The 26977-nt window shown below is 39.7% G+C and carries 25 protein-coding genes and 1 pseudogene; 8 read left to right on the top strand and 18 right to left on the bottom strand.

Going from position 1 to position 26977, the window contains the following annotated elements:
- Positions 1–26 precede the first annotated feature (26 nt).
- From NSS70_RS07545 to NSS70_RS07475, 16 genes are all read right to left on the bottom strand, one after another.
- The gene (locus NSS70_RS07545; protein ID WP_094245477.1) at positions 27–1610 is read right to left on the bottom strand and encodes a benzoate-CoA ligase family protein; all 1584 of its coding nucleotides are present in this window, start codon (positions 1608–1610) and stop codon (positions 27–29) included.
- Between the two features lie 109 nt (positions 1611–1719).
- Positions 1720–2520: an enoyl-CoA hydratase/isomerase family protein gene (locus NSS70_RS07540; protein WP_340881201.1), complete on the bottom strand. Its 801-nt coding sequence runs from the start codon at positions 2518–2520 to the stop codon at positions 1720–1722.
- Between the two features lie 17 nt (positions 2521–2537).
- Positions 2538–3323 (bottom strand): enoyl-CoA hydratase-related protein, encoded by a 786-nt coding sequence (locus NSS70_RS07535; protein WP_340881200.1) that lies wholly within the window; start codon positions 3321–3323, stop codon positions 2538–2540.
- Positions 3324–3332: 9 nt separating this feature from the next.
- Entirely contained in the window at positions 3333–3977 is a 645-nt protein-coding gene (locus NSS70_RS07530) for a Phenylacetic acid catabolic protein (RefSeq protein WP_395994395.1), read from the bottom strand.
- Positions 3974–4204: a hypothetical protein gene (locus NSS70_RS07525; protein ID WP_063388948.1), complete on the bottom strand. Its 231-nt coding sequence runs from the start codon at positions 4202–4204 to the stop codon at positions 3974–3976. The genes NSS70_RS07530 and NSS70_RS07525 overlap by 4 nt, the downstream gene beginning before the upstream one ends.
- Positions 4201–4527, bottom strand: coding sequence for a metal-sulfur cluster assembly factor (locus NSS70_RS07520; RefSeq protein ID WP_144598248.1), 327 nt, complete (start codon positions 4525–4527; stop codon positions 4201–4203). Before NSS70_RS07520 ends, NSS70_RS07525 begins: the two co-directional genes overlap by 4 nt.
- Positions 4527–5462: a Phenylacetic acid catabolic protein gene (locus NSS70_RS07515; RefSeq protein WP_066251026.1), complete on the bottom strand. Its 936-nt coding sequence runs from the start codon at positions 5460–5462 to the stop codon at positions 4527–4529. Before NSS70_RS07515 ends, NSS70_RS07520 begins: the two co-directional genes overlap by 1 nt.
- 209 nt (positions 5463–5671) lie before the next feature.
- A complete protein-coding gene (locus NSS70_RS07510; RefSeq protein WP_340806801.1) occupies positions 5672–6646 on the bottom strand; it encodes an MBL fold metallo-hydrolase in 975 nt (324 codons plus the stop codon).
- A gap of 22 nt (positions 6647–6668) precedes the next feature.
- Positions 6669–7544: a PaaX family transcriptional regulator gene (locus tag NSS70_RS07505; protein WP_066251023.1), complete on the bottom strand. Its 876-nt coding sequence runs from the start codon at positions 7542–7544 to the stop codon at positions 6669–6671.
- 266 nt (positions 7545–7810) lie between these two features.
- Positions 7811–8611, bottom strand: coding sequence for an enoyl-CoA hydratase/isomerase family protein (locus tag NSS70_RS07500; protein ID WP_339199470.1), 801 nt, complete (start codon positions 8609–8611; stop codon positions 7811–7813).
- Between the two features lie 121 nt (positions 8612–8732).
- Complete coding sequence (locus NSS70_RS07495; protein WP_445206620.1) at positions 8733–10208, bottom strand: aldehyde dehydrogenase family protein; 1476 nt, start codon at positions 10206–10208, stop codon at positions 8733–8735.
- A 15-nt stretch (positions 10209–10223) separates the two neighbouring features.
- Positions 10224–11423: a thiolase family protein gene (locus tag NSS70_RS07490; RefSeq protein ID WP_063389429.1), complete on the bottom strand. Its 1200-nt coding sequence runs from the start codon at positions 11421–11423 to the stop codon at positions 10224–10226.
- An 85-nt stretch (positions 11424–11508) separates the two neighbouring features.
- Positions 11509–12234, bottom strand: a complete 726-nt coding sequence (locus tag NSS70_RS07485) for a 3-hydroxyacyl-CoA dehydrogenase family protein (RefSeq protein ID WP_066251107.1) — start codon at positions 12232–12234, stop codon at positions 11509–11511.
- Positions 12224–13081 (bottom strand): 3-hydroxyacyl-CoA dehydrogenase NAD-binding domain-containing protein, encoded by an 858-nt coding sequence (locus NSS70_RS07480; protein WP_130156789.1) that lies wholly within the window; start codon positions 13079–13081, stop codon positions 12224–12226. The genes NSS70_RS07485 and NSS70_RS07480 overlap by 11 nt, the downstream gene beginning before the upstream one ends.
- 5 nt (positions 13082–13086) lie before the next feature.
- Positions 13087–13251 (bottom strand): PaaD-like zinc ribbon domain-containing protein, encoded by a 165-nt coding sequence (locus NSS70_RS20830; protein WP_420534690.1) that lies wholly within the window; start codon positions 13249–13251, stop codon positions 13087–13089.
- Between the two features lie 1840 nt (positions 13252–15091).
- Positions 15092–16384 carry a homocysteine synthase gene (locus NSS70_RS07475; RefSeq protein WP_063389432.1) on the bottom strand — a complete coding sequence of 431 codons (1293 nt, stop codon included), beginning with the start codon at positions 16382–16384 and terminating at the stop codon, positions 15092–15094.
- A 601-nt stretch (positions 16385–16985) separates the two neighbouring features.
- On the opposite strand from NSS70_RS07475, the gene NSS70_RS07470 reads away from it, so the two are divergent.
- A complete protein-coding gene (locus NSS70_RS07470) occupies positions 16986–17750 on the top strand; it encodes an IclR family transcriptional regulator (RefSeq protein WP_340881198.1) in 765 nt (254 codons plus the stop codon).
- 1217 nt (positions 17751–18967) lie between these two features.
- On the opposite strand, the gene NSS70_RS07465 is transcribed toward NSS70_RS07470, so the two are convergent.
- Complete coding sequence (locus NSS70_RS07465) at positions 18968–19666, bottom strand: helix-turn-helix domain-containing protein (protein WP_311067105.1); 699 nt, start codon at positions 19664–19666, stop codon at positions 18968–18970.
- Between the two features lie 269 nt (positions 19667–19935).
- Complete coding sequence (locus NSS70_RS07460) at positions 19936–20097, bottom strand: hypothetical protein (protein ID WP_161939838.1); 162 nt, start codon at positions 20095–20097, stop codon at positions 19936–19938.
- A 630-nt stretch (positions 20098–20727) separates the two neighbouring features.
- Here NSS70_RS07460 and NSS70_RS07455 point away from each other — a divergent pair.
- From NSS70_RS07455 to NSS70_RS07425, 7 genes and pseudogenes are all read left to right on the top strand, one after another.
- The gene (locus tag NSS70_RS07455; protein ID WP_340882485.1) at positions 20728–21189 is read left to right on the top strand and encodes an ABC transporter ATP-binding protein; all 462 of its coding nucleotides are present in this window, start codon (positions 20728–20730) and stop codon (positions 21187–21189) included.
- Positions 21179–21421, top strand: a complete 243-nt coding sequence (locus tag NSS70_RS07450) for a hypothetical protein (RefSeq protein WP_340881196.1) — start codon at positions 21179–21181, stop codon at positions 21419–21421. The genes NSS70_RS07455 and NSS70_RS07450 overlap by 11 nt, the downstream gene beginning before the upstream one ends.
- Positions 21399–22295, top strand: a pseudogene (locus NSS70_RS07445) (IS256 family transposase); the annotation flags it as partial. The gene NSS70_RS07450 and the pseudogene NSS70_RS07445, both read left to right, overlap by 23 nt.
- A 444-nt stretch (positions 22296–22739) precedes the next feature.
- Positions 22740–23696, top strand: a complete 957-nt coding sequence (locus tag NSS70_RS07440) for a S8 family peptidase (RefSeq protein WP_340881195.1) — start codon at positions 22740–22742, stop codon at positions 23694–23696.
- Complete coding sequence (locus NSS70_RS07435) at positions 23677–24582, top strand: SAR2788 family putative toxin (protein WP_340881193.1); 906 nt, start codon at positions 23677–23679, stop codon at positions 24580–24582. The genes NSS70_RS07440 and NSS70_RS07435 overlap by 20 nt, the downstream gene beginning before the upstream one ends.
- The gene (locus tag NSS70_RS07430; protein WP_094245458.1) at positions 24558–25049 is read left to right on the top strand and encodes a DUF7878 domain-containing protein; all 492 of its coding nucleotides are present in this window, start codon (positions 24558–24560) and stop codon (positions 25047–25049) included. Before NSS70_RS07435 ends, NSS70_RS07430 begins: the two co-directional genes overlap by 25 nt.
- Positions 25050–25190: 141 nt before the next feature.
- Positions 25191–26975 carry an IS1182 family transposase gene (locus tag NSS70_RS07425; RefSeq protein WP_340881191.1) on the top strand — a complete coding sequence of 595 codons (1785 nt, stop codon included), beginning with the start codon at positions 25191–25193 and terminating at the stop codon, positions 26973–26975.
- Positions 26976–26977: the final 2 nt, after the last annotated feature.

Below are 26977 nucleotides of genomic sequence, written 5' to 3'. Positions count from 1 at the left end.
TACTCCTTTCAATGCTATGTCTTAAACTATTGAGCTGAATTCGATTTTAATAATTCCCGAAGTTTAAAACGCTGAATTTTTCCTGTTGCTGTTTTCGGAAGTTCGTCAATAAATTCTATAATTCGCGGGTATTTGTAGTGAGCCAGCTGCTGCTTCACGAAGTTTTTTAATTCATCTTCCATTTCTTTGGAGGGCGTTCTATCTTTTAAAACAACATATGCTTTTGGAATGACAAGATTATTTTCATTTTGCACGCTGACAACTGCAGCTTCCAGTACATTTTCATGTTGAAGAAGGCAATTTTCGACTTCTACAGGCGATACCCAAATCCCGCCAACCTTCAGCATATCGTCGGAGCGCCCGCAATACCAAAAATATCCTTCTTCGTCTTTATAATATTTGTCACCTGTATGAAGCCATTCTCCGACAAATTTTTTCTTGTTTTGCTCATGAAGGTTCCAATATCCATGTGCGATGCTGTCTCCGCGAATCAACAAATCTCCCATTTCATTTGGAGGCAATTCCCTGCCCATTTCGTCGACAATTTTTGCTTCATAACCAGGAACGACTTTTCCAGAGCTTCCTGCCTTTACATCTCCAATCCGATTGGATAAAAATATGTGGAGAGCCTCTGTTGAACCAATTCCGTCTAAAATATCGACATTGTACATTTCTTTCCATTTGCGGTAAAATGCTTTCGGAAGCGCTTCTCCAGCTGATACACAAACTCTGAGCGAGCTCAAATCGAATTGTTTTCCCGTTCGCGACACATAATCAATCATCGCTCCATATAAAGTCGGAACCCCAAAGAAAATGGTCGGTTTGTACGTTTCAATCGCCTGAAACATTGCTTCCGGAGTTGCGCGTTCTTTCACTAATACAGTTGAAGCTCCTGCTCCTAAAGGAAAGTACATTCCTCCGCCAAGGCCATAGGCGAAAAACAGTTTAGATGCGGACAAGCATCGGTCTTCTTCACTTATATGCAATATTTTTTTCGCATATGTGCTGAAAGCATATTCCATATCATGCTGCAAATGGATGACGCCCTTTGGATTACCGGTGCTTCCGGAGCTGAACAGCCAAAAGGCCTGATCGTCCTTGTTCGTCATGGCTGCATCAAGCTTTTTGCTTGCCCTATTCATCAGTTGGAGGAAATTTAAATGTGTGCCTGATTGTTCGCTTTCACTGTCCGGAATGATAATGATATCCTTCAAAAAGCAAAACCGTTCTTTGTAAACTTCAATCTTTTCCCAAATATCTTCATGGATGATTAAGCCCTTTGCCCGGCTGTTGTTTAAAAAATATTCATAATCGGATGGCTTCATCATGGTGTTGACCGGAATGGGGACAGCACCAATTTTTATGGCGCCAAAAAATGAATAAATAAATTCGGGTGTATCGTGGCAAACCATTAAAAGGCGGTCTTCCAATTTATAACCGAGCTCACGGAGCATGTTGCCTGTCTGATTGACTTTCTCCTGCAATTCATTATAGTGTATGCGCTCATCGCGATAACAAATGGCTATTTTATCGCCCAAACCTTTCTCTACACTTTCATCAATGAACCGCACTGCCGCATTGTAAAGCAAACCTAATCCGCGGAGATCCATTTTTTCACCATCCTATATATCAATTTTTTGAATAGATGAAGCGGCATTGAAGCCGCCTGAAGAAGATATATATTCAGGAGGCTTCACAATATATATGAAAAGCTAACGTTTATATCCCTTTCCAATTTGGTTTTCTCTTTTCTAAAAATGCACTTAATCCTTCTTTTGCATCCTCGGAGCGGAACAACAAGTTTTGCAGCTCTCCTTCGTAGCGGATGGCTACGTTCAATGGCATTTCCTTTCCGTTCATGATCGACAGCTTGATGTTGGAAACCGCATAGCTTGCGCTTTCAGCTATCTTTCTCGCATACTCGAGCGTCCGCTCTCTCGTTTCCGCCTGCGGGAACACTTTGTTGACGAGACCAATGTCCAGCGCTTCCTGCGGTGTCAGCGTTTCCCCAGTTATGTTCATATCCAGCGCTCTCGAATACCCGATCAACCGCGCGAGCCGCTGCGTTCCTCCCGTTCCAGCCAGCACCCCAAGCGATACTTCCGGCAAGCCGATTTTTCCTGCTTCATCTCCCATAAAACGCAGATCGCAGCCTAGCGCCATTTCCAATCCTCCGCCGACTGTATGCCCTTCCAAACAGGCGATATATACTTGCGGCGAACGGGCGATTTTATCCAGCGTTTCATTACAGAACAGGCAAAACTGTGTTTTATAGCGCGGATCCGCTGCTTGTAAGAAATTGATATCCGCTCCTGCCGAGAAAAATTTCGGCACATCGCTCATCAGCACGACCACTTTTATGTTTGGATCGAAGCGAAGCTCATCGATCGCTGCGTTGAATTCTTGATAAAACTCCAGCCCATAGGCATTCGTTTTATTGATGTGAAGATGGATTTCCGCCACTCCGTTGTTTTTGACCACCGTTAAATTTTTGTTAGCAGTTGTTTCAACTGTCATCATTATTCTCCTTCCATTGTTCATTTATTATTTGAAAAATCAGGTTTGCGTTTTTCTTGAAAAGCCGCCAATCCTTCTAAACGATCCGGATGATAAATCGTTTTTTGATAACAATCCCATTCCGCTATCAGACCCTTTTCCATTAGTTCTCGAGCAAAACTGTCGACAGCCTGCTTCGCTAAACGGACAGAATGAATTGAATTTTCCGAGATTTTTTCCGCTATGTTAAGCGCTTTCAATTCAGCCTCGCCAGCTTCACAAATATACTCGACAAGTCCTATTTCATACGCTTTTTCGCCATTTATTTTTTCAGCTGTAAAAATAAGCTGCTTGGCCCTGCCGATTCCTACTAATTGCGCCAGCCGTTGAGTGCCGCCGGCTCCCGGGATTATTCCCCAAGAAACTTCCGTCAACCCGATGAGCGCCCCTTTTTCCATGACACGAATGTCACAGGCAAGAGCAAGTTCACATCCCCCTCCAAGAGCCAATCCTTTTACAGCCGCAATCGTCGGCATTGGCAAAGATGAGATATCTGTAAATGTTTTCCTGAGCAATGCGACATATTCTTCCACTTCTCGTTCGCTCATGGACTGCCTTTCTTTTAAATCCGCCCCTGCACAAAACGCTTTGCTTTCACCTCCCGTAAAAATAACTGCGCTTACATTCGAATGATCTTTTATCGTGTTTATCGCATAAGAAAGATCTTTTACTAAAAATTTGCTTAATGCATTGGCACGTTTTGCGTTATTTAATTGAATGATAGCCACTTTGTTTTGAATTTTTAAAAGAACGCCTGATTCTGACATGAGCATCACTCACTTTGCTTGAACAAGCTGTTCCGCATTTAATTGCTGCAGCCGTTTTTCAAATTTTTCCGTGAACGAAGGAGTTTCCGGGAAATAACCTTCCTTTTTCAATTCTTCACTTTTTTCAACTTTTGCAAGCCAAGCCTTTGCTTCCTCTGCAGCCTCCCTTAATGCTTCTTGAAATCTGTAGGGGACAGCTCCTTGATCAAGAAGAAGTTGTTTTGCCCAATTTTCTGCATAGATGATATGATCGTGTTGTTCGCGGACAAGCTTTTGAATCCGTGAAGCAACCTTGGAATGACTTGTTTTTAACACCGTTTGAAAGACGATATCGATTGCGGCATTGATTGCATATAGCGAAGCAATGAGAGAAATCCAGTTTTGAACGTTTACAGCTGTTTGAAAAGCTTTTCCTGTTTGTGCTTGAATGTCAGGCTTCTTGCCTTTTACCCCTTTTAAATCAAAACACCAATTGTACAAAAGTCTTGCATGCCCCAGTTCTCCTTGAGCCATAGCTATAGCAGACAAGGTCGCTTCCAAATTCGGACCGCTTACACCAACTTCCACTAAACGGTCGCCAAGCACATATTTGTTATCCGCTATTGTCTCCAGCAATTCAATCAAAGAATGCGTTCCTTGTTCCATTACGCTCACAATGCTTCAGCTCCTTTCTCTGAAAATAGCCAATCAGGTTTTTTCACCCAATTCAGCTTGTTTCGTTCCACGACAACCATTTCGGTCCAATCCTCTTCGTCGTACGTAAACGTTGCATACACTTTTGCCAGCTCGCTGTTTTCTGCTTCTACCGTGCCTATATGCATTAAGTTGTCTCCCCGATTAATGCGGGCAAAAATATCATAGGTTATTTTTTCTGCGATCATTTTGCACTTACACCCCAATACTTTAATTTTTCCCTTCCCTCTGGGCTAAGACGGTCGACCGTCCATGGAGGATCCCATACGACATTTATGTGTACTTCCTTTACTTCTTCTTCTGCAAGAAGCCGATTTTTTATATCGCTTTCAATCCAATCCATGCAGGCGCAGGAAACGGCTGTGTATGTCATCGTCACATGCACTTCCCCGTCATTCATTTGAATGTCGTAAATGAGCCCCATATCGACAACGCTTATTGGGAATTCAGGATCCATCACCTCTTTCAGCGCCTCCCAATATTTTTTCGTATCCACAGCTTGTTTTTGCATCATACCACCTCTTTTCTCAGCTGTTCTAATTCTTTTGCCCCTTTTTGAATTCTTCCTACAAACCTTTCATTTTGCGGCCCTCTTTGTTTAAATCGTTTAATGACGTTTTCCCATGTGTCCGGCTGGTCGAACAGCCATTTTTTATTGACTGGATCAAATTTACAAGGGAATGGGACATCGAGCACATATTTTCCTTGTTCTTCATCATAATGAGCTGGAACTTTTACTCCAATTGATTCACAGAATGGAACTGCTGTCGACAGCCATTTTTGACGGAGCTCATCGTTTGTTCTTCCTTTTAAGCGGTATTCAAGCTGTGCGGATCTGGATTTTAAACGGTCTTCTACACCAAAAAATTCAAGCGCCATTAAAAACATCCAATCAACCGCTTTTTGAACTTCCTCTTGCAATTTCGGATCATTCATGGCTGTTCTCATAATGATTTCACCATTTCTAAGATGGAACAATTCTTCTTTATCAACTTTCACTAATGCGCGTTTCCATGGCCCGTAAGATGTATGCTCAAACGCATCCCCAAGCAGTGTGTAGCCGGCGCGGTCAAAGAACGCATTAAACACTCCAAGCTCAATCCAATTTGACAGTTCAAAGTCAAAGGCATAAGGGTTTTTCCATTTATTTGGGGCTCGATTGTACAATAATTCGTCTGTATCTTCGCCCAAATCTTTCAGTAGCCTGAAAGCAATATGTGCATGACCGATTTCATCCTGCATAATGGCGAGTGCTGTAATTTTGTTATTTAAAGTGGGCGCTTGATCATAAACAGTAAGGAGCGGCGGCACACTTAACAATTCTGTATCTCCGACAATAATCAACGTCTGTTTTAATGCCTTTAAATATTCCTCATTCATGTCACCGACGCCTTCAACAATAAAACCGTTTTGAATTTTTTCTTTTAAAAGGGCTGCCTGATCCATTTTTTCACCTCTTTTATATTACGTTTTTATTTATTTCGTCTGTTTAACATAATATTATTTTACAACCGCCTCTTTTGTCAAGAAAAAATAGAAAAATCAAATTTTTTTGTTAATTTAAAAAATAAAAGGTTTTTCTCCTTTCTTTCGTTCTTGCCGTTTTTACGACCGCAAAAAAAGCGCATAGCTTTTTGCTATGCACTTATCCATTATTATTTATTTTGTTTATAAAAGACAATATCGTTACGATTCTCTTTTTTAATTTGCCCTGTGAAAACTAAATACTCCAAGTGCGACAAAGTTTCTGCGATCGCAAACCGCCATTGATGCGAATTCAAGCTTTTGTGCTGGAATAAATCTTGGGCAATGTCATAGGCGGTACGGCCATCCTTCGCAAGTCGAAATATTTGATCCAAGCGCTTTTGATGATGCTGGATGATTTCTGATATTCTGTCGTCAACTCGTTCGATCAATGCCCCATGGGCAGGAAGCGCCAGGTCTACCTTCAATTGCTGTATTTTTTCAAGCGAAGATATGTAGTTTCCAAGCGGATTTTTGCTTGAACCGGGCCATATGCTAATGTTCGGAGTAATTTTATCCAAAATATGATCGGCTGCAAGCAGCAGTCTTTCTTCTCTTTGATAAAAGCAAATGTGTCCATCGCTGTGACCAGGTGTCGGTATAACTTCCCATTTTCTTTCGCCTAGAATGACCTCGTCATCCTCTAGAATCGTCAATTCCGGAAACGTTACATGCTTTGCCAAACTTCTCATACTTTCTTCAATTTCATCCGCAAGATCTTCCGGTGTACCGTTTTTTCTGCACATTTCACCAATTTGCTCCGCCTGGCTGCTGTTTTTTCCCCAAACACGCTGCGCCATGGCAAAATCTTCTTTGCTTATATAAGCTTTTGCCCCTGTTCTTTCCTGCATCCACCCTGCCAACCCGAAGTGATCAGGATGAAAATGAGTGAAATAAATCGAATGAATCTGTTCATAACGAACATTCATTTGTTTCAATACTTGCTTCCAAGCTTCAATCGCTTCGGTATTATGAAATCCTGCATCAACAAGGCTCCATCCGTCTGCATCGCGCACCATATAACAATAGATGTATTTCATCGGAAAAGGGATTGGAACCGGAATGCGATATATATTTTTCCCGATTTGTTCAATATTGACCACCATTATGCACCTACTTGCTTTTATTTTAAACAATGTCCATAAAAGGGTTGATCGCTCTGTCCCGATTCGCTTCCAATTCACAATCGGGAGCTTTTTCAAATAAAGTTTCAAAATATCGAATAGCAGGTACAGACAAAAGCTGATGTACATTGAAAAACAGCTCTCTAGCTTTTAAGCCGCTCCAGTCAGCAGGCAGCAGGTCGTTCGGAAACCCCGGGTCGATAAAGAAAAAGCTGCGATATTCATGAACAAGCTTCGTTCTCTCAATAAAACATTCTTGATCTGATAATTCATTATTCCAAATGCGTTCCTTAAAATCATCATACTTTTGCCGATATTGATCAATGAATGATTCATACTCTTTGGCAATTTCGTCAAAATTCCATCCTCTATGAATCAACTCATGATTATCATGGGATACTACTGAACTGGAAGTAAATAAAATCACATACGGCTCGAGATGGTAATCTTTTATAAACTCCATCACCCGATCTTCAATAGGGTTTGGACTTGCCCACGTACCGTGCGAAATCAAGCCGAATCCCATGAGGCTCAGCTCTTTTCGAATTTGATTGCGAAGCTCCCTTTTTTCTTCCGGGACCGAATAGGTCAAAATTCTCCAATTCCCATCCCATTTGTAATTTCTCATTGAATAAACGCGGGCAAACCCGTCCATCATCGTTCTCTTCCCTTTATTTGTAAGAGAATAATAGCTTTTATTGCCAATTTTGCGAACTTTAAAAAAGCCTTGCTGAACCATTCTTAACGTGGCTCCCCGTATCGAAGATTCAGAAATGCCGAAATGGGACATCATTTGAATTAAGCTGCCAATCCAAACTTCTGTGCTGTAATGCTGAATGTACTCACCGAATAGTGTAAACATTAATGATCTTGGCTTCATTTTCTTACACCCGTCTTTTTCCTGAATTTTGCTTTTATTTTTATTATGCTGGATGGAATTCCATTTTTACAAGTTTTTTCTTCAAGATAGGGAGCCTTTTAATCTATTTTTTTATAAGTCTGAAGCTGTTTAAATCGACTCTGCCGATCAGAAAAAAAACTGCCTCCTCCTTGAGGAAGGCATATGACTTGTCTTTAAATTTCCGCATTATTTTCTGGATGAAAAAATACCGGCCGTTTATGGCCGATATGCTTCGTCCTTCTTTTTTATATCCCTTTCCAATTTGGTTTTCTCTTTTCTAAAAATGCACTTAATCCTTCTTTTGCATCCTCTGAGCGGAACAACAAGTTTTGCAGCTCTCCTTCGTAGCGGATGGCTACGTTCAATGGCATTTCCTTTCCGTTCATGATCGACAGCTTGATGTTGGAAACCGCATAGCTTGCGCTTTCAGCTATCTTTCTCGCATACTCGAGCGTCCGCTCTCTCGTTTCCGCCTGCGGGAACACTTTGTTGACGAGACCAATGTCCAGCGCTTCCTGCGGTGTCAGTGTTTCCCCAGTTATGTTCATATCCAGCGCTCTCGAATACCCGATCAACCGCGCGAGCCGCTGCGTTCCTCCCGTTCCAGCCAGCACCCCAAGCGATACTTCCGGCAAGCCGATTTTTCCTGCTTCATCTCCCATAAAACGCAGATCGCAGCCTAGCGCCATTTCCAATCCTCCGCCGACTGTATGCCCTTCCAAACAGGCGATATATACTTGCGGCGAACGGGCGATTTTATCCAGCGTTTCATTACAGAACAGGCAAAACTGTGTTTTATAGCGCGGATCCGCTGCTTTTAAGAAATTGATATCCGCTCCTGCCGAGAAAAATTTCGGCACATCACTCATCAGCACGACCACTTTTATGTTTGGATCGAAGCGAAGCTCATCGATCGCTGCGTTGAATTCTTGGTAAAACTCCAGCCCATAGGCATTCGTTTTATTGATGTGAAGATGGATTTCCGCCACTCCGCTGTTTTTGACCACCGTTAAATTTTTCTTTTCTATTGCTACTGTATCTGACATTGCAATTCCTCCTTTATTTATACGTTTAATATTTTATCGTTTCATAAACATAATATACTAAATATTCTAATAATTCAATAGAAATTATATTTTTTTAAATGATCTTTTTTTATACATATAATTAGAGTCCAAAGAGATTTAATGGTTTGCTGCCGATATAAGAAACGACGCTTTTCGTTTCCGTGTACAAATTCAATGTTTCCAATGCCAGCTCCCGGCCAAATCCCGATTGCTTATAGCCTCCAAAAGGTGTTCCAGGAAATGCAGAAATTGGCGAATTCACCATAACAATTCCTGTCTTTATTTGTGCCGCAACACGGTGTGCCTTTCCATGATCGTTCGTCCATATAGCCGAACCTAATCCAAAAATGGAATCATTTGCTTGTCGGATCACATCTTGCTCGTCGCTGAATTTCATAACAACTACGACAGGCCCAAAAATTTCCTCTTGTGCAACTCTCATATCATTTGTGACATCCCCGATAACCGTCGGCAAATACCAATACCCTTTTTCATACTCTCCGCCTTCCGGTATTTTGCCGCCGTATAAAATTTTTCCGCCCTCTTCCACCGCTAATTTCACGTAATGATCAATTGTTTGCTGATGACTTTTGGAAATGACGGCCCCCATATGCACGCCTTCATCAAACGGATTTCCTACTCGTATACGGGAAGCTTTTTCGAGAAATTTTTCCATAAATTCATCATAAATGTTTTCATGAACAAACAAGCGGGATCTTGCTTCACAAGATTGTCCTGTGTTGTAAAAAATTCCATAAAGCGAACCGTTTACGGCTCCTTCCAGATCACAATCGTCAAAGACGATGTTCGGCGATTTTCCTCCTAATTCCAAAGTTACCCGTTTTAACGTTTCAGAAGCGCGCTTCATAATGTCCTTTCCGGTTTCCGTTTCGCCTGTAAACGCAACTTTGTCGATTCCAGGATGCTCCGTCATATATGGTCCGATTTCAGACCCGCTGCCTGTAATAACGTTCAGGACTCCTGCCGGAACACCTGCTTCATGGCATATTTCCGCAAGCATATAGGCTGTAATTGGAGTGTAGCTAGCAGGCTTCAAGACAACAGTGCAGCCGGCAGCCAATGCAGGCGCCACTTTCCAAGCGGCCATCATGAGCGGATAATTCCAAGGAATAATTTGACCGCATACCCCGACTGGCTCTTTAAGAGTATAGTTAAAAAAGCCGTTTGGAACTTGATTGACATCACCTTGGAGAGTTAAGCATGCAGCGGCATAAAATTCAAAATCTTCAATCGCCTGCATAATTTGACCCTTGGCAGCAGCAACGGTCTTTCCGCTGTTTAATACTTCAACGCGAACCAATTCTTCAAATCGCTCTCTCATCATTTCCGCTATACGGTTTAACAGGCGAGCTCTTTTCGCTGCCGTCATTCTCGGCCATTTGCCCGACTCAAATGCAGCACGGGCTGCCTCCACCGCTTTGTCAACATCCTTCTTTGTTGCTTTGGCTACCGTTGCTATGACTTCGCCGGTTGCAGGATTATGCGTTTCGAATACTTCTCCGTTTGAGCTGTCTACATATTGTCCATTAATAAAAAGCTGATAGTGTTTTTTCATATTTTTCATTCCTTTCTATATTTTTTCGACAATCGTGGCGATTCCTTGCCCGACGCCTATGCACATCGTCGCGAGTCCATATCTAACGTCTCTTCTTTTCATTTCATGAACGAGAGTGGTAACAATTCTCGCCCCGCTGCAGCCGAGAGGATGACCTAAAGCAATTGCTCCACCGTTGACATTCACCTTTTCCATATCAAATCCCAGCTCCTTAATGCAGGCAATGGATTGGGATGCGAATGCTTCATTAATCTCGATTAAATCCAGTTGGCTGATAGATAAACCAGTTCTTTGCAGCACTTTTTTCGTTGCTGGAATCGGGCCAATCCCCATATAAGATGGATTCACCCCAGCGACAGCGGAGCCGACAATCCGTGCCAGCGGCTTAAAGCCAAGTCTTTCTGCTATCGATCTCTCCATGATTAAAAGTGCGGAAGCGCCGTCATTGATTCCAGAGGAATTTCCAGCGGTCACTGTTCCGTCTTGAACAAAAGCAGGCTTTAATTTATTCAGCTTTTCCAAAGTCGTATCAGGCCTCGGATGCTCATCTGCATCTACTATCGTTTCTTCCCCTTTTTTCCCTGTTATTGTCACCGGAACAATTTCATCTTGAAAACGCCCTTCTTGTATCGCTTTTCCGGCTTTTTTATGGCTTTCCAACGCAAATTCATCTTGCTCCTGCCTCGAAATTTGATAGCGCGCAGCTACATTTTCAGCCGTCTCGCCAAGACTGATCGGCGGATACATTTCCGCTAATTTATCATTGACAAGCCGCCAGCCGAGAGTTGTATCATAAAATGTTGGCGTGTCCCTCATTCCAGAAAGCTGCGGCTTCATCATGACATATGGAGCTCTTGTCATGCTTTCGGTTCCGCCTGCAATATAGACGTCTCCCAATCCGCCTTGAATCGCCAGCGCTGCTTGATTAATTGCTTCCAGACCCGATCCGCATAAACGGTTGACGGTCACGCCTGGAACCGTTTCAGGCAAACCCGCAAGAAGCACGGCCATTCTTGCCACATTGCGATTATCTTCTCCGGCTTGATTAGCGCAGCCAAAAATTACATCCTCCACATCGGAAGGATCAATCGGATTTCGCTTGAGCAGCTCTCTTACGACGTGAGCTGCCAAATCGTCCGGGCGGACCTCTCTTAATGCCCCGTTGAACCTGCCGATCGGGGTTCGGACAGCATCAACAATCACAGCTTCTTTCATTTTCTTACCCCCATTTTGACCGTTTTTTCAGGCATTTTGATTCATTTTGAACTTTTCCCGAAGTTACCATCATCAACCGGAATTTTTAATCATATTGATAAAAGCCTCTTCCCGTTTTCTTTCCGAACCATTTGGCATACACCATCTTTTTGATAAATGGAGCAGGCCGGTAGCGGTCCTCCCCTGTTTCTTTAAACAGTCCGGCTAAAACAGCATAAACATCATCAATACCGATATGATCCGCCCAGCGAAGGGGGCCCATCGGGTAATTCGTTCCTTTCATCATTGCTTTGTCTATGTCCTCTGCACTTGCAACACCTTCTGTTAAAGCAAAAGCAGCTTCATTAATAATTAATGATAAAATTCTAGGAAATACTAATCCTACGCCGTCTTCCACTACTTCGACCTCTTTTCCAACTTCTTCAAAAAACTGCTTAGCTTTCTCAACATTTTCTTTTTCGGTTTGCAAAGCCGGTGCAAGTTCGACAAGTTCACAATCTTCCCAAGGGAAAAATGCGGCAAATCCGACTAATCGTTCAGGATGTTGGAGCCAAGAAGCGGTTTCTGTTGCTGTTACACCAAGACATGTAGACAAAATGACCGTTTCCTTTGGCAATGTTTTTTCGATTTCGACCAACAGTTTTTTCTTTTGGTCGATGTCGAGATTTGTCGTTTCGATCACAATATCAAAATTTGAATGAACAGCCGATTGATCTTCGAGCTGATGGCCTGTTTCGCGCAATTGCGCTATGATCGAATCGGCTAAAGAGCCTTCTCCAGCTACTTTTACAGTGAATGATTTAGTTTTCATAGCGATAATATCCTTCACCGGCCTTTCTGCCAAGCTTACCTGACTGAACCATGCGCTGCTGCAAATAATGCGGACGAAATCTTTCCTCTCCGAAAAAACTATTGTAGACGGTTTCCGTTGTGGAAAAATTCACATCAATACCAATTAAATCTTGCAGTTCAAAAGGACCCATTTTAAAACGTCCAGCCTTTTTCATGATCCTGTCAATCTGTTCGGGCTTCGCCAAACGTTCACCTGCAATTTTCAATGCTTCATTGTAAAAAGGACGGGCAATTCTGTTTACAATAAATCCCGGTGTGTCTTCGCAAACAACCGGATCTTTATGAAGAGAAGAGACAAATTGTGCAAGCTTTTTCAACGTGTCCTCAGATGTTTTCACCCCTCTTACGACTTCTACTAAAGGCATTAGCGGAACCGGATTAAAAAAATGAAGACCTGCCACTCTTTCCCCTGTTTTGGTAACGCTTGCAATTTCAGTGACAGAAAACGATGATGTGTTGGTGGTTAAAATGGTTTGTTCTGGACAATGTTCATCCAGCGCTTGGAAAATGTCTTTTTTAATATTGATTTTTTCCGGAACTGCTTCAATCACAAGATCACACGCTTTCATCAGTGATAAATCGGTGCAAGTCTCAATTCGTGATATTGAATCTTGAAACGTTTGTTCCTCCATTTTTCCCTTTTCTACTAATCTGTTAAGGCGTTTTTTAATTTGAGTAAATGCTTTCTGAACGATCGCATCATTTAAATCATAAAGCAATACACGAAATCCATGCTGCACACACGTTTGGGCAATGCCAGAGCCCATCGTTCCGCTTCCTACAACTCCAACCGTTTGGATCGTCAAACAGACTACACCCCTTTGTTCAAATCATTTTGCCATCTTATAAATTCAAAAACGCTTTTACATTGGTTGCAGTAATATTGAGAAACGAGCTGAGCAGTGCCGAAAACAGCTATTTTCTTAACATTTGTAGAATCGCAAAAGGAACAATGCACCACATATTTGTCGGACACCGGTGTCACCTCTCTGTTATATTACGTTTTTTTTACTATCGTTTATTTAACAAAATATTAATAAAAACAACAGGTTCTGTCAACGAAAAAAATTAAAATGTTATTTATTTTCTGGAAATTAAAATTAAAACGGTGGTGTCCAGAAAATCAAATCCCCATTAAAAACAAAAAATCATAAACATCGATATATCAACGTTTCTAAAACATTAAAGGGGGCGTCTATAAGGCCGGAAAATCGACTTATTAGACAGCCCCCTAAAATCAACATATGTATCATTTTTACCTATAAATGAAACGAGAGAATTTTACAGCGAGGGTGGTTTTGACGACAGCTAAACCGCGGCAGTTTTCTTCCTAGTTTCATACTGCTATGAGCGCTGGTTTTGGGAAACGGTAATATGCAGAGGATGTCCATAAGTCCATAATCGAGTAGGAGGGAGCGATTAACTCCCGTCCTCTCACACCACCGTACGTACGGTTCCGTATACGGCGGTTCAATTAAGATAATTGACGCAAGTTTTCATAACTTCCGTGAATAGCTGTTCTCTTTATGCCAGTGGTCACTCCACCCTCCAAGAGGTCTCCCACGGGATTCACCGCTTCCTCCCTCAAGTGAGGTACTACGTTTTCTGTGTTCATCATGACTCACTGAATGCCAAGGGCTATTCTCTCTTAATTGTTCGGTCCTTCTTAGTTGTTCTAGACCAACTAATACTATGACCTCTGCTGACTTCTGACGGTTCAGCTACTTATCACTAAGTAGGTTATGAAGCGTACTTCACATATCCACCAGACCTCCCCGGGTAAGTACATGCACTTTCACACCATCTATCCGCCTCATTTACTCGATATGACCTTCGACAGAAAGAGCTTTGTTTTGTTTTGCAAACTCACTCAATCATACCTAGCCTTATATGAGGTTCGTGTTCCTCGGACCGGTGTTTTGCCTCCAGCTTCCTTCAGATTCCGCGTCACCACGGACACCCTTGCTCTTGGCTAACCTCTACTTCTGTCTTCGGGGTTCGGGACTTACACCCTATAGTTCATATACATGCCGGGCGCACAATCGAGTAGGAGGGAGCGATTAACTCCCGTCCTCTCACACCACCGTACGTACGGTTCCGTATACGGCGGTTCAATTAAGATAATTGACGCAAGTCTTTATAACTTCCGTGAATAGCTGTTCTCTTTATGCCAGTGGTCACTCCACCCTCCAAGAGATCTCCCACGGGATTCACCGCTTCCTCCCTCAAGTGAGGTACTACGTTTTCTGTGTTCATCATGACTCACTGAATGCCAAGGGCTATTCTCTCTTAATTGTTCGGTCCTTCTTAGTTGTTCTAGACCAACTAATACTATGACCTCTGCTGACTTCTGACTGTTCAGCTATCTATCACTAGATAGGTTACCAAGGTTACTTGGCGTGCCAGCCAGACCTCCCCGGGTAAGAGTGTAATCTTTCCTTCCATCCATCTGCTTCATTTACTCTGTATCACCTTCGGCAGAAAGGGCTTTGTTTTGTCTTGCAAACTCACCCAGTGATACCTAGCCTCATATGAAGTTCGTGTTCCTCAGACCGGAAGTTTGCCGCTCGCTTCCTTCAGATTCCGCGTCACCACGGACACCCTTGCGTTAAGCTAACTGCTACTTCTGCCTTCGCAGCTCGGGACTTTCACCCTATAGATTACACCCATGCCGGGCGCACAATAAAAGTAGAGAAAAACAGTCGTTTTCCTCTACTTCTTTCTATATGAAAGCAGCTGAAGGCTGCCTGCTGCTTTTCAGTGTGAAGTGGGCTTATGCCGCAATCCCTGCAAAATTTTTATCTGGCGATACGATCTTAAGCTTGGCTTGCTCGAATCGCTTGTTCCAGATCGTAAATAATGTCATCAACCGATTCCGTACCGACTGATAACCGGACAAGACCAGGTGTAACACCTGTTGCCAGCTGCTCTTCGCTCGTTAATTGCTGATGAGTCGTGCTGGCAGGATGAATAATCAACGATTTCGAATCGCCGATGTTGGCAAGGTTTGAAAATAATTGAACCGAATCGATCAGTTTTCTTCCTGCATCAACGCCGCCTTTAATTTCGAATGTCAGAATGGCTCCCTGACCTTTCGGCAAATATTTTTGTGCAAGTTCGAATGAAGGGTGATTTTTCAAGCCTGGATAGCTGACAGATTCGACCGCTTCATGCTCAAGTAAATAATTCGCAACTGCAAGCGCATTTTCACTGTGGCGCTGCATTCGCAAATGAAGCGTTTCAAGCCCTTGCAAGAATAAAAATGAATTGAATGGAGAAAGTGAAGCTCCAAGGTCTCTCAACAGCTGAATGCGCGCTTTCGTAATATAAGCAGCTTCACCAATGTCATCAGCATAAACGAGACCATGATAGCTTGGGTCCGGCTCGGTGAACTCAGGGAATTTGCCGCTTCCTTTCCAATCAAACTTGCCGCTGTCGACAATGACGCCTCCGATTGAATTTCCGTGTCCTCCAATAAATTTCGTAGCCGAATGAACAACTATATCTGCGCCGAATTCAATCGGACGGAGCAAGTAAGGGCTTGGAATTGTATTGTCAACGATAAGCGGAATTGAATGTTTATGAGCGATTGCTGCCACCGCTTCAATATCAAGCACATCCCCTCTTGGGTTTCCGATCGTCTCGGCAAATATTGCTTTTGTTTTTTCAGTAATCGCTGCTTCAAGATTTTGCGGATCCGTCGTATCGGCAAATTTTACCGTGATGCCAAACTTCGGCAAAGTATGTGTGAACAAATTATAGGTTCCGCCATATAAGCTAAATGAAGAAACAATTTCATCGCCGCTTCCAGCAATATTCAAAATCGAATAAAAAACAGCGGCTTGTCCAGATGAAAGCGCCAGCGCCCCAATTCCGCCTTCAAGCGCAGCTACACGCTTTTCAAATACATCAGTCGTTGGATTCATGATCCTTGTGTAAATATTTCCTTCTTTCTTTAAACTGAATAAATCTGCCCCATGCTGACTGTCTTCAAATACATACGAAGTCGTTTGGTAGATCGGAACAGCTCTCGACAAAGTCGTCGGATCAGGCACTTGTCCTGCATGCACAGCTAGCGTTTCGGGCTGAAGTTTTCTTTCGTTTGACATAGTTTATTTCTCCCTTCAATTCTAAACTTATATATTCGCAAAATTAAACCTACTAAAATAATAGGTTTAATTATATATAAATAAAATGTACTGCTTGTTCAGCCGGATGTCAATTACTTATCAAAACTTTCAAAAATTTTTTAGACTTCTTCAGTATAGCATAAAATCTCAATTGGAAGATAAACTTTTTGGATATCATTTCATGTAATGGAATGCTTTATAAGTAACCTTTCCTCGTATTTTCATTTGATAATAATTTTCCAATCTACTTATTCTTTTTTAAAGGGAATGCAGGATGAGTAAAAGGAATAAAGAATATACTGAGAGCAGTCCGAAAATGAAATTTCTTAAATTGATGCAATAAAAAAACAGTTTGCCATCATTAAGCAAATGGCGAGGAACTTCATTTTTCTCTTCAGACTTTTTTGAGAGGATTTTTCTCGCATCCCGGACAAATTTTTTATCCTTTCACACTTCATCTATTGCTAGTTTATATTTTCATTGACAAAGTCTTAGTAGTTTTTTGAAAATATAGAAAAAATTTTGTTGAAGTGGTAAAATAAGATGAAGTATGCCTATCAGTCGAAGGATGGTTTTAGCAATGACAGAAAATAAAAAACATGCACAAATTCAGTCTTTGCTTGTAGGATTCTCAATTATTGACCTGATTGCCAAAAACGGCAGTCCGATGAAATTTAACGACATTCATCATTATACTAATATAGCAAAAAGCAATTTATATAAATATTTAAATACCCTTACGAATCTCGGTGTCCTTCATCGGGATAAAGGAAGCGGCTTATACTCTTTAGGGAGCACACTCATTCAATATGGAATGGCAGCTGTCAATCAAGAGGACCTCATTGGCAAAATCACGCCATTTTTGCATGAAATTAATGCCAAATCGAAAGAAACGACTCTCCTTGCCGTATGGACAACAAACGGCCCAATGATCGTCAAAATGATCCATAGTCATTTAGGGCTTAACTTAGGCGGACAGGTCGGAACAATCCTTCCGATCTCCTCGGCAGCCGGAAAACTTTTTGCGGCATTTAAAAACGATCCAAGAGTAAACGCTTGGAAGGAATCGGAGTTGTCAAAGCTAAGCAAACAGGCGAAAGACGAGCTAATGACAGAGTTTCAGCTTATTGCCGATCAAAAAATATCGTTTGCGCAGGAAGCTTTAGCGCCAAGCATCGCTTCTGCCGCCATTCCGATTTTTAATTTTGAGCGGGAAATTTTAGGGTCTATTATTGTTGTCGGCTTTGAAAAATCGATTCCAGACACTATCGAACATGAGCTAAGCGAATATTTGCTTATAAAAGGAAAAGAAATTTCCGCCGTTTTCGGATGGAAAGAAGAATAAAAAGGAGCTTTCTGCACCCTTTTAAAGTAGAAGTGAGATGGAATTTTAAAAACAGGAATTGATTTTTACTATTTCATATGTTTCAGTAAAAAAGACGGTGTTCGCCTTCTTGTCATTTATAAGGTCAGATGTTATTTTTATCCTTATATGAAAAACCGAGCGTTAAAAAATCAACGCCCGGTTCTTTTGTGTACATACAAAACCCTCTTTTATTGATAACAGAAAATTTTGCTATCATCTTGTCGGTACTATTCTCCCAATAATAATTGAGATTCTTTACCACATTTTGTGATTTAACCCAAAAATAAGGAAAATACTCACGAATTCCTGGCAGTAATGTTAGCGTAACTTAACATAACAGGAGGTTCTTTTCCGTATCACTAGATTTGCCAGAATTTGAAGTTGTTAAACAAGTGTTTCTTGAAGATTGCAATTTGTTACATGTTGAGAAAATACTACAGAAGAACGCTGTTCTTACTGCGGTTTTTTTTCTAGTCATGTCCATGACTGAGGCGAACTGGGGATGTATATCGGATCATGTAACAATTTGCGAATTTATTATCCAAGCAATATACGACAAAATAATCCGTCATTTGGATGCACTTGTTGAAAAAGCGCAAATTGCAGCTAGTTCTGAAGGTCTCATAAAATGGGGGTGTCTAATAAGTCGTTTTTACGGCTTATTGACGCCCCTTTAATGTTTTAGAAACGTTGATATATCGATGTTTATGATTTTTGTTTTTAATGGGATTTGATTTTCTGGACAGCCCCATGTCTCATGTCTCTCTCGTGTCGTAATGAAAATACCAGCCAAAACGAATAGTACACTAGCCAGGAAGCCCTTAATAGTTCTTCTTTAGTTGAATGGTTTTAGTGTACTCGATTACACTTTCGTGAAAGGTTCGTATTGACAACAATTTCCGCTTAGAATAAGGTCAATCCGTTTCGAAATTCACTTACATATTTAAATTGTCGGTTTTGTATAATATTGTCTTTCAGTTACAAAATGCCTAAATAAATCCAAACCTTCATTATAAAATAAATGCTTTGATAAAAATTGAAACGTTTATCCTTTCTTTGCTTTAAAAAAATCCCCTCCCATGTAGACGGTTAGGAGCATAAAATCATTACATTTAACTGTCTACCTGTTAGGGGAAAATACGAGACCTGCTCAATTTTTAAAAATGGTAACATACTTACCATTTTGGAATATAAAATTAAGCAAACTTATCATAACGTTTTTCAGATGCGGCAGCCCCTTCGGAAATCGATGTAGATGACATCCCCTTTTTTCGTTTGCCATACCTTTTAGTGATGTCTCTTTTCATTCTGGCAATAGTCATAATTTCAAATTTGTCGCCGTCATCCAATTGACGGAGGATTTCGATTAGTTCCTGCTCTTCTGGTGAAAGTTCGTTTTTGTCATTTTGTTGATCGATCATTTCGTTTTCACTAACTTTTATAGATGGATCGGCAAAAAGAGCAGCTGAGGCTTTAAATAGATTCATTAGTGCTTCAGGATCTAAGCTGACCGAACTGTTTTCGCCTATCAAACATTTTATGGTCAAATCCTGAAATCTTTTAAACAATGGAGATTTTTTAATTTTATCGTCTTCAACTGAAGCACGGTCAGTCATTTCTTGTAAACAAGAATCTGACGTAAATTTATCATTAGTTTCAGAAATCGGAACACTAGTCAAATAAGCCTCGCCGTATAGCAAGTAATCATTACTCACTCCTAAAACTCTGCTTATTAATGATAGATTCTCAGCAGAAACTGAAACTGCTCCTCTTTCAATTTTGCTTAGTGCGCTATTCGTAATACCAGTAGCTTTTGCCATTTCCTCAAGTGTCAAACCTTTTTCTTTACGAATTCGTCTTACCCGACTGCCCAATTCCTTTTTGAAATCGCTCATTTTCTGTCAACCTCTCTATAATCTTCCTAAAAGAAACATTTTTAGTCCTAAAGGAAAATTTTGTTGATTTTCGTCTTATAGGAATATATAATGTAATCAAAAGTGGTAACCGATTACCTTGTCAAACAAAAATAAAGTGTAAATAGATGTGAAAGTTCGACAATCTGCGTAAGTTTCCTAGTCCATTGGTCCAAAAGAACCGTCATAGGTCATTTCATGAAGGTTACCGATGGACTATATATCCGTTTGAATAATCAGCGCGCTCTATATTAATCATCACAACCGCTTTTGCAGCCTTGAAACTGAACTAGCAGTTGAATCATTGCAGCAACAATATCATGCAATCCAATGATTGGAATGAGCAAGCTGTTGTTCCGGTGCAGATGCTTTGGATGAAACAGGTACAGCGTGCTGACTGAAAAATGCAGCATATCAAATGTTCTATATGCCCGGAAAGCCTTCTGATTATTGATCTTAACAATGAAAGAAATAGACGAGCTCAATCAAAGGCTATACCCATTCGAAGCATCAAGCAGAGTTTTGCTATCTAAAATAGTTCTTTGAGCTTTCAAATTCATACATAAACTGTTGAATCATCTGTCCTTTAAAAATTGCCAATTTGAAGCATCGAGAAAACAACTTGTTCCCAACTACATCAATCAGTTGAAGATATACAAATGGAAATGCTTCACTGTTTTTTAATACCATCTGCATTAAATTCTCCGAAATATAGATAGTCTCTAAATAGAGCTAGTACTGGCATGAATTGAAGAACTTGGTTCTTTTATTTATCCACAGTTTGGTTTTACAACATGATGAGCAGGCTTAATCTCCTGAACAATCTGGTCGATGTGAAGCTTTAAGGATGATAAAAGCTCCTGCTGCGTTTCTCCGTCCTCGTTATACATGAAAATCTTTCGGAGATAGCACCAGGACATAGTTAATCAGCAATAGATTTTTGAATCAACATCTCATAACGAATTCTAATCCTCAATATAGTTATGACTCCCTTTCATTCTACCAAAATTCGGCATAGGGAAACAGAATGATCATAGAAAGGAATTGAAAAGGTAGATGCAGGGAAAGTATTTATCGACGGCCTAGATCTTTCGAAAAACGATGATATTCTTAAGGCATATAGAGAGAAGCTCGGATTTCTTTTTCAAAACTTTGCATTAGTAGAAAATAAGACTGTTGAAGAAAACATTCTGATGATCGACAAGAAATATAGAAACAATACCACTGTTTCAGCAGCATTAGAAAAAGTTGGATTGAATGGTTACGAAAAAAGAAAAATATATACTTTGTCCGGTGGAGAACAGCAAAGAGTAGCCATTGCGCGTCTGTTTATGAAAAAATGCAGTATTATATTGGCAGATGAACCGACAGGAAGCTTGGATAAATATAACGCCAATCTAGTGATGGAACATGTAAAAGAACTTAATAGATTAGGAAAGACCATTATATTGGTTACACATGATGAGGAATTAAAAAAGATGGGAGATGTTATCATTGAATTATAAAAAAGTTTTTTTAAAAATAATGATTGGAATTGTTGGCATATTTGCTTTATATTTTGGCATCCACACTTATGCCAATGGCCAATTGGTGAAAACATATGCGAAAGGATTCGAAAAAAACCCATTAGGTGATTATTCGAAAAACGAATCAGATATGGTTCTTACAGTATATGAAGCTCCCCTTTTCCAGACATATACCAATTTATCAGTGCTGGCTCGAGGAAGCGATCATTAACATGTATCAAAGTGGCATGAGTACGCGTGAAATTAGCAAGTTTATTGAACGAATTCTAGGAAATGCCTACTCCCCAACAACGATTAGTCATATCACGGATGTGGTAAAGGAAGACATTGTAAAATGGCATACACGTCCCCTACCCAAGCGATATTCGGTCTTATATTTGGATGGCTTGTACGTGAAACTTCGTCGCGATACCGTGGAGAAAGAGGTTATTTATGTGGTGTTAGGTGTAAACGAAGAAGGGTATCGTGAAATTCTCGATTTCTTCGTAGGTGGACAAGAAAGTGCCTACGGATGGCAAGAGATTCTTCAACAGCTCTACAAAAGGGGGGTACAAGAAGTGCTTCAGGGCGTATTCGATGGCCTTCCGGGCCTGGAGGAGGCCTTTAAAGCTGTTTATCCGAAAGCCGATGTACAGCGCTGTGTCGTTCACAAAGTCCGTAATACCTTAAATCGTGTTCGGAAAAAAGATCAATTTGAAGTGGCAGAGGATCTCAAACTGATTTATCGCGCACCGAATAAGGAAATTGCGTTACAGATGTTTCAACAGTTTGAGTCGAAATGATCCAGCAAGTATCCGAGAGAAGTTCAAGCGTGGGCCAATGAGTTGGATGTCCTCCTTACCTTTATGGATTATCCAAGCAGTATTCGAAGTGTGATTTATACGACGAATGCCATCGAACGAACAATCAAGGAGATTCGGAAACGTCTAAAGCCGATGAACAGCCTGAGTAGTTTAGAAGCCGCTGAAAAAGTCGTGTATTTGACCATCCAAGGCTTTAATGAGAAATGGGCAGGACGAAAGTTAAGAGGATTTGCCGAAGCACAGGAAGCCCTCCAGCGAATGTTTGAAGAACGTTACAATTAACCATATATTGTAAATAAACAAAAATAAGGGGATTCACCCTTTCCACACAGGAGACTGAATATTCAGTCTCCTGTGTGGAGGAAATAGCCCCACTCTATTCTAAATCCATTTCAGAGATACCCTATCTATCTTACATTACACAAAATTCTTGACGGTACCCTTACTATAGTCAATGTAAAAAACAAGAATATAACAGATAGTTTATTTTTTAATCTCACAATATTTTATTTAACTGTTTCGTCCAAAAATGAACATTTTTCCATATATACACGAAATATTCATATTTAATATTTATTGCCAAAATTTCTAATATTTTGTATTATATAAATTGATGATATTGTCCCTGTTTTTTTCATTAAAAATTAAGGGGGGATAGATTTTCTAAATATTTTTCAGTAACTCTTACAAGATTATTAAGTCGAATATTAGAAGGTATTGAAAGAAATGATTAAAAACATTAAGAACCTATTACTCCTCTTTCTAGTACTTTTTATTATCATACTGACTATTATCGTAGTTAGAAATAACAGCATTGACATTGTTGGCAATGAAGTAACAACTATAAAAAAACAGAAGATTGACAATTGGGCTATTAATCTTGTTGGATCGAATTCAACGATGGATGCTGATCCTATAAAAATTGCAATCTTAGATAGTGGTATTAATAAGACGCACAAAGAATTTGAAGGCTTGTCTTTCAAAGAATATAACGCAATTACTCCTGGTGATAACATTAAAGATGAATTTGGGCATGGCACTGCAGTAGCTGGAATTATTGCTGCGAAAGGAATTGAAGTTACTGGCATTTTAGATAACGTTATACTTTACGACGTAAAGGTACTTGATGAAAAAGGACGAGGAAAAGTTGAAGATGTGGTTAAAGGTATTGAATGGAGTATAGAACAAGAAGTTGACATTATTAATATTAGTTTTGGTTTTTCAAGCGACAAAGTGGAACTTAAATCTGTCATAAATAAAGCTATTGAACAGGGAATTATCATCACTGCGGCTGCAGGAAATACTCTTGGTTTAACAATTGATTATCCAGCTCAATATAATGATGTTCTATCCATTTCTTCATTTGATGAAAATTTTAAACTCGATCCTTTATCCGGAGTAGGCAAAGTAGATTATTCCGCCCCAGGTGTTGAAATTATTTCTACAGATAACAAAGGATCCTACTCAACATTTTCTGGTACATCATTCGCTACAGCTTACGCTACTGGTGTTATTGCTGCAATTTTAAATGAAAGTGATTCAAATTATAATGCTAATACCATTAAAGAAAAACTCTCTAATTATGTTGTGAAACTAGGAGAAAAAGAACATTTTGGAGAAGGTTTTCTAACGTTACGAAAAGAAAAGGTAGAGGAGATTTTAAATGAAAAAGAATTTGATTAAACTATTAGTTGTTACACTTTTGTTCAGTAGTATTGCTGGATTTGCTCCATCTGCATTTGCAGAAGAAACAGAAGTTCCCTCAAATCTAGAGGAAATTTTAGAAAATGCACAACAAATTGATGTGAATTTTAATGAAAAAGTTGAGGAAGTTTCAAGTACTGATGATACAACAGTATATGAAGTAACCGCAGATGAATTGGGAGTTAACAATGATTCCTTTAAAATGGTAGTTGAAGAATTCTCTGAAAAAGAGATGACTGTAAACTCTGAGTTAGAAACAGGAGATTTGTCATTTGAATCCGAACTTTATATTAATATTGATACTGGTGAAATGTATGCTACCGAAGAACAAATATCCGAAACTGGAGAAAAGACAAAAACAACATACGATATGTTTTTTACAGAAATCGAAGGTGAAGATTTCATAGCATACTTAATTGATAGAAACTCTGGTGAGCTTTATGAAATTAACACCATTGATGCACAGGCTTCAGTTATTCCAGTTCTTAGTCTAATATTAAAAAATGGGGCAAAATGGGCAATTAAGAAATATGGAAAGAAAGCATTAATTAGTGCTTTCGGAAAATACGCATTGAGTAACGCAATTAAAAATGTTGCTAAATTAACAGTGAAGAGTAAACACTTAAAGAGTGATAAAAGAGGTTATCAAAAATTTAACACAGATAGCCAATCCACCGCTAGAGGATGGATTAAAGAAGCATTACAAAAAGCCAAAGTTTCTGATTTTAAAATAAATGATAGTGAAAAGTTATCATTTAGATTCGAAGTCAACTTAGGGAAAAAGATTGGAACTAAAGGTGAAACAAAAATAAGAATAGTGATAGGATATGATGGTAAGATATGGACAGCATTTCCAGTAAAATAACTTTTGAATACAATTTTGTAGTTGATAATGGAATTATTTCAAATAAAGATAAACGTGATGTTCCTACCATATTAGCGGTAGAAGCTACACTTACAATAAAAATCAATAATGAGTTATACTTTGAAACAGAACTTGCTATTTTAGAATTCTATAAAGCATTATACGAATGGAAAAACAGAGTCACAGATGAACATATTCCAGAATTCCATTATTATACGATTGAATATGACGATTATGAAGATGGTGCTATTCTGTCTTTAATTCCATTTTCAAATAAAGCAAGAGTGAAATCTATTTGGGCAGAGCAAAATTTGTACAATGTTTTTGATTTAGACTATATCGTAAGGGAATTTATTCAATTAGAGCAAAATCTAAAACGAGATATAGAAAATTACTTTGGAATCGAATTGAAAAAATTCATAAAACATATCCCTTTGATGAAAGGTCCTTATTCGGATGATTATTAGCAAATAAAAGGGGCTGTCCGAAAAGTCGATTGAATCGACCTTGGGCTCAGCCCTTTTTTCTGTTTTTAGGGTACAAAAAAATCGTCCTTTTTTATAGAATGAAATTGACCAAAAAACATTCTACAGAAAGGACGATTTCTTATGAATAATCAAATGACTATTCAAGAAAATTATAACACGCAATTAGAAATGACTCTAGAGGGTATTCAAAAAATAGAGGTTCAAAAGAATAAGAAACGCAAAAAACTAGTTTTCCAACCTTATTGCAATCGTCAAGTCATGAGCATTTTAGATATCGAAATGTATATTCCTGAAAATCATGTCGCCCGTTTAGTGGATGAAATGGTGGAATCGATTCCGGATGAAGTGTTGTATACTCATTATGTTGGTGGGGGTCGTGCACCCTATCACCCTAAAATGTTATTGAAAGTGATTTTATATGCGTACACTCAAAATGTTTATTCAAGTCGGAAAATAGCGCAAATGGTGAAAGAAAATCTTCCGATGATGTGGTTGGCGGGATTGCAAACCCCTGACCATCGCACAATAAATGATTTTCGTAGTGTTCGTATGTCAAACATGATGGATTCTGTATTTGAACAATTTGTCCTTCAACTAGTAGAACAAGGACTTATCGACCTCGACCATATTTTTGTGGATGGTACGAAAATAGAAGCGAATGCCAACAAATATACGTTTGTATGGCGAAAATCCGTAGAAAAATATGATCAGAAACTACGAGCCAAAATTCAATCGTTTCTACAAGAAGCGCACCAAATCGCCTTGGAGGAATTAAAAGAAGAACAATTAGAAGAAGAATTAGAAAAATCATCGGCACAACTTTCTGAGAGAATAGAAGCTTTGGAAAAAGATTATAAACAGGAAGAAGACAAAGAAAGAAAAAAAGAACTTCGCTCTAAAAAATCCCAACTCACCAAACAACTGAAAACGATTCAAACGGATTATCTTCCACGATTACGAAAATACAAAGTACAAAAACAGATTCTAGGTGAACGAAATAGCTACTCGAAAACCGACCATGAGGCCACTTTTATGCGAATGAAAGAGGACCATATGAAAAACGGCCAACTCAAGGCGGGTTATAATGTTCAACTCGCCACACAACATCAATTTATCGTGGGATTTGAAATTTATCAAAATCCAGGAGATACTCGCTGTTTCCAACCATTTATGGAAAAGTTATTGGAATCGATGCCGAAGGAAAAGAAACTCAAGTATGTCATTGCCGATGCAGGATATGCGAGTGAAGAAAACTATTTATATGCGATTGGCGAAGAAAAAGAACCTCGTTTTGAATTATTAGCCCCATACCAAACCTATTTGAAGGAACAAAGTAAAAAGTTTAAAAAGGATTTATCAAAAGTACAAAACTGGAAATACATCGAAGAAGACGATTGCTTTATCTGTCCGAACAATCGGAAAGTCGTATTCAAGTATTATCAAAAAAGAAAAAATGCATCTGGATACATACAAGATTTGAAAGTGTACGAGTGTGAAGATTGTACGGATTGCCCGTTGAAGAATGGGTGTACGAAAGCCAAAGGAAATCGTCGAGTATATTGGAACACGATTTATGAAGAAATGAAAGCGAAAGCCAAAGCAGCTCTTGGTGACGAACAAAAGGCAGCTCTTTATGCGAAGCGTAAAGTGGATGTCGAAAGTGTGTTCGGTAACATCAAGGGCAATTTGCGTTTCACTCGATTTCTGTTACGGGGGCTTCATAAAGTCCGAACAGAATTCGGGATTGTGGCAATGGCCCACAACATACTGAAATGGGCCGCAAATTCCCAAACCAATTTCAAAAATAAGGAAACAGAGCGAATGGAAAAACTCATTGTTTTCTCCATTCGCTCTGTTTTTATGGACTTTTTAGACAAGCCCTTGCTCTTTTCAAGAAAATATTAATA

Origin of the sequence: Aeribacillus sp. FSL K6-2848 (genome assembly GCF_038004325.1) — a bacterium.
Lineage (GTDB): Bacteria > Bacillota > Bacilli > Bacillales > Aeribacillaceae > Aeribacillus > Aeribacillus composti.
This window is presented reverse-complemented; position numbering and strand designations above follow the sequence as displayed.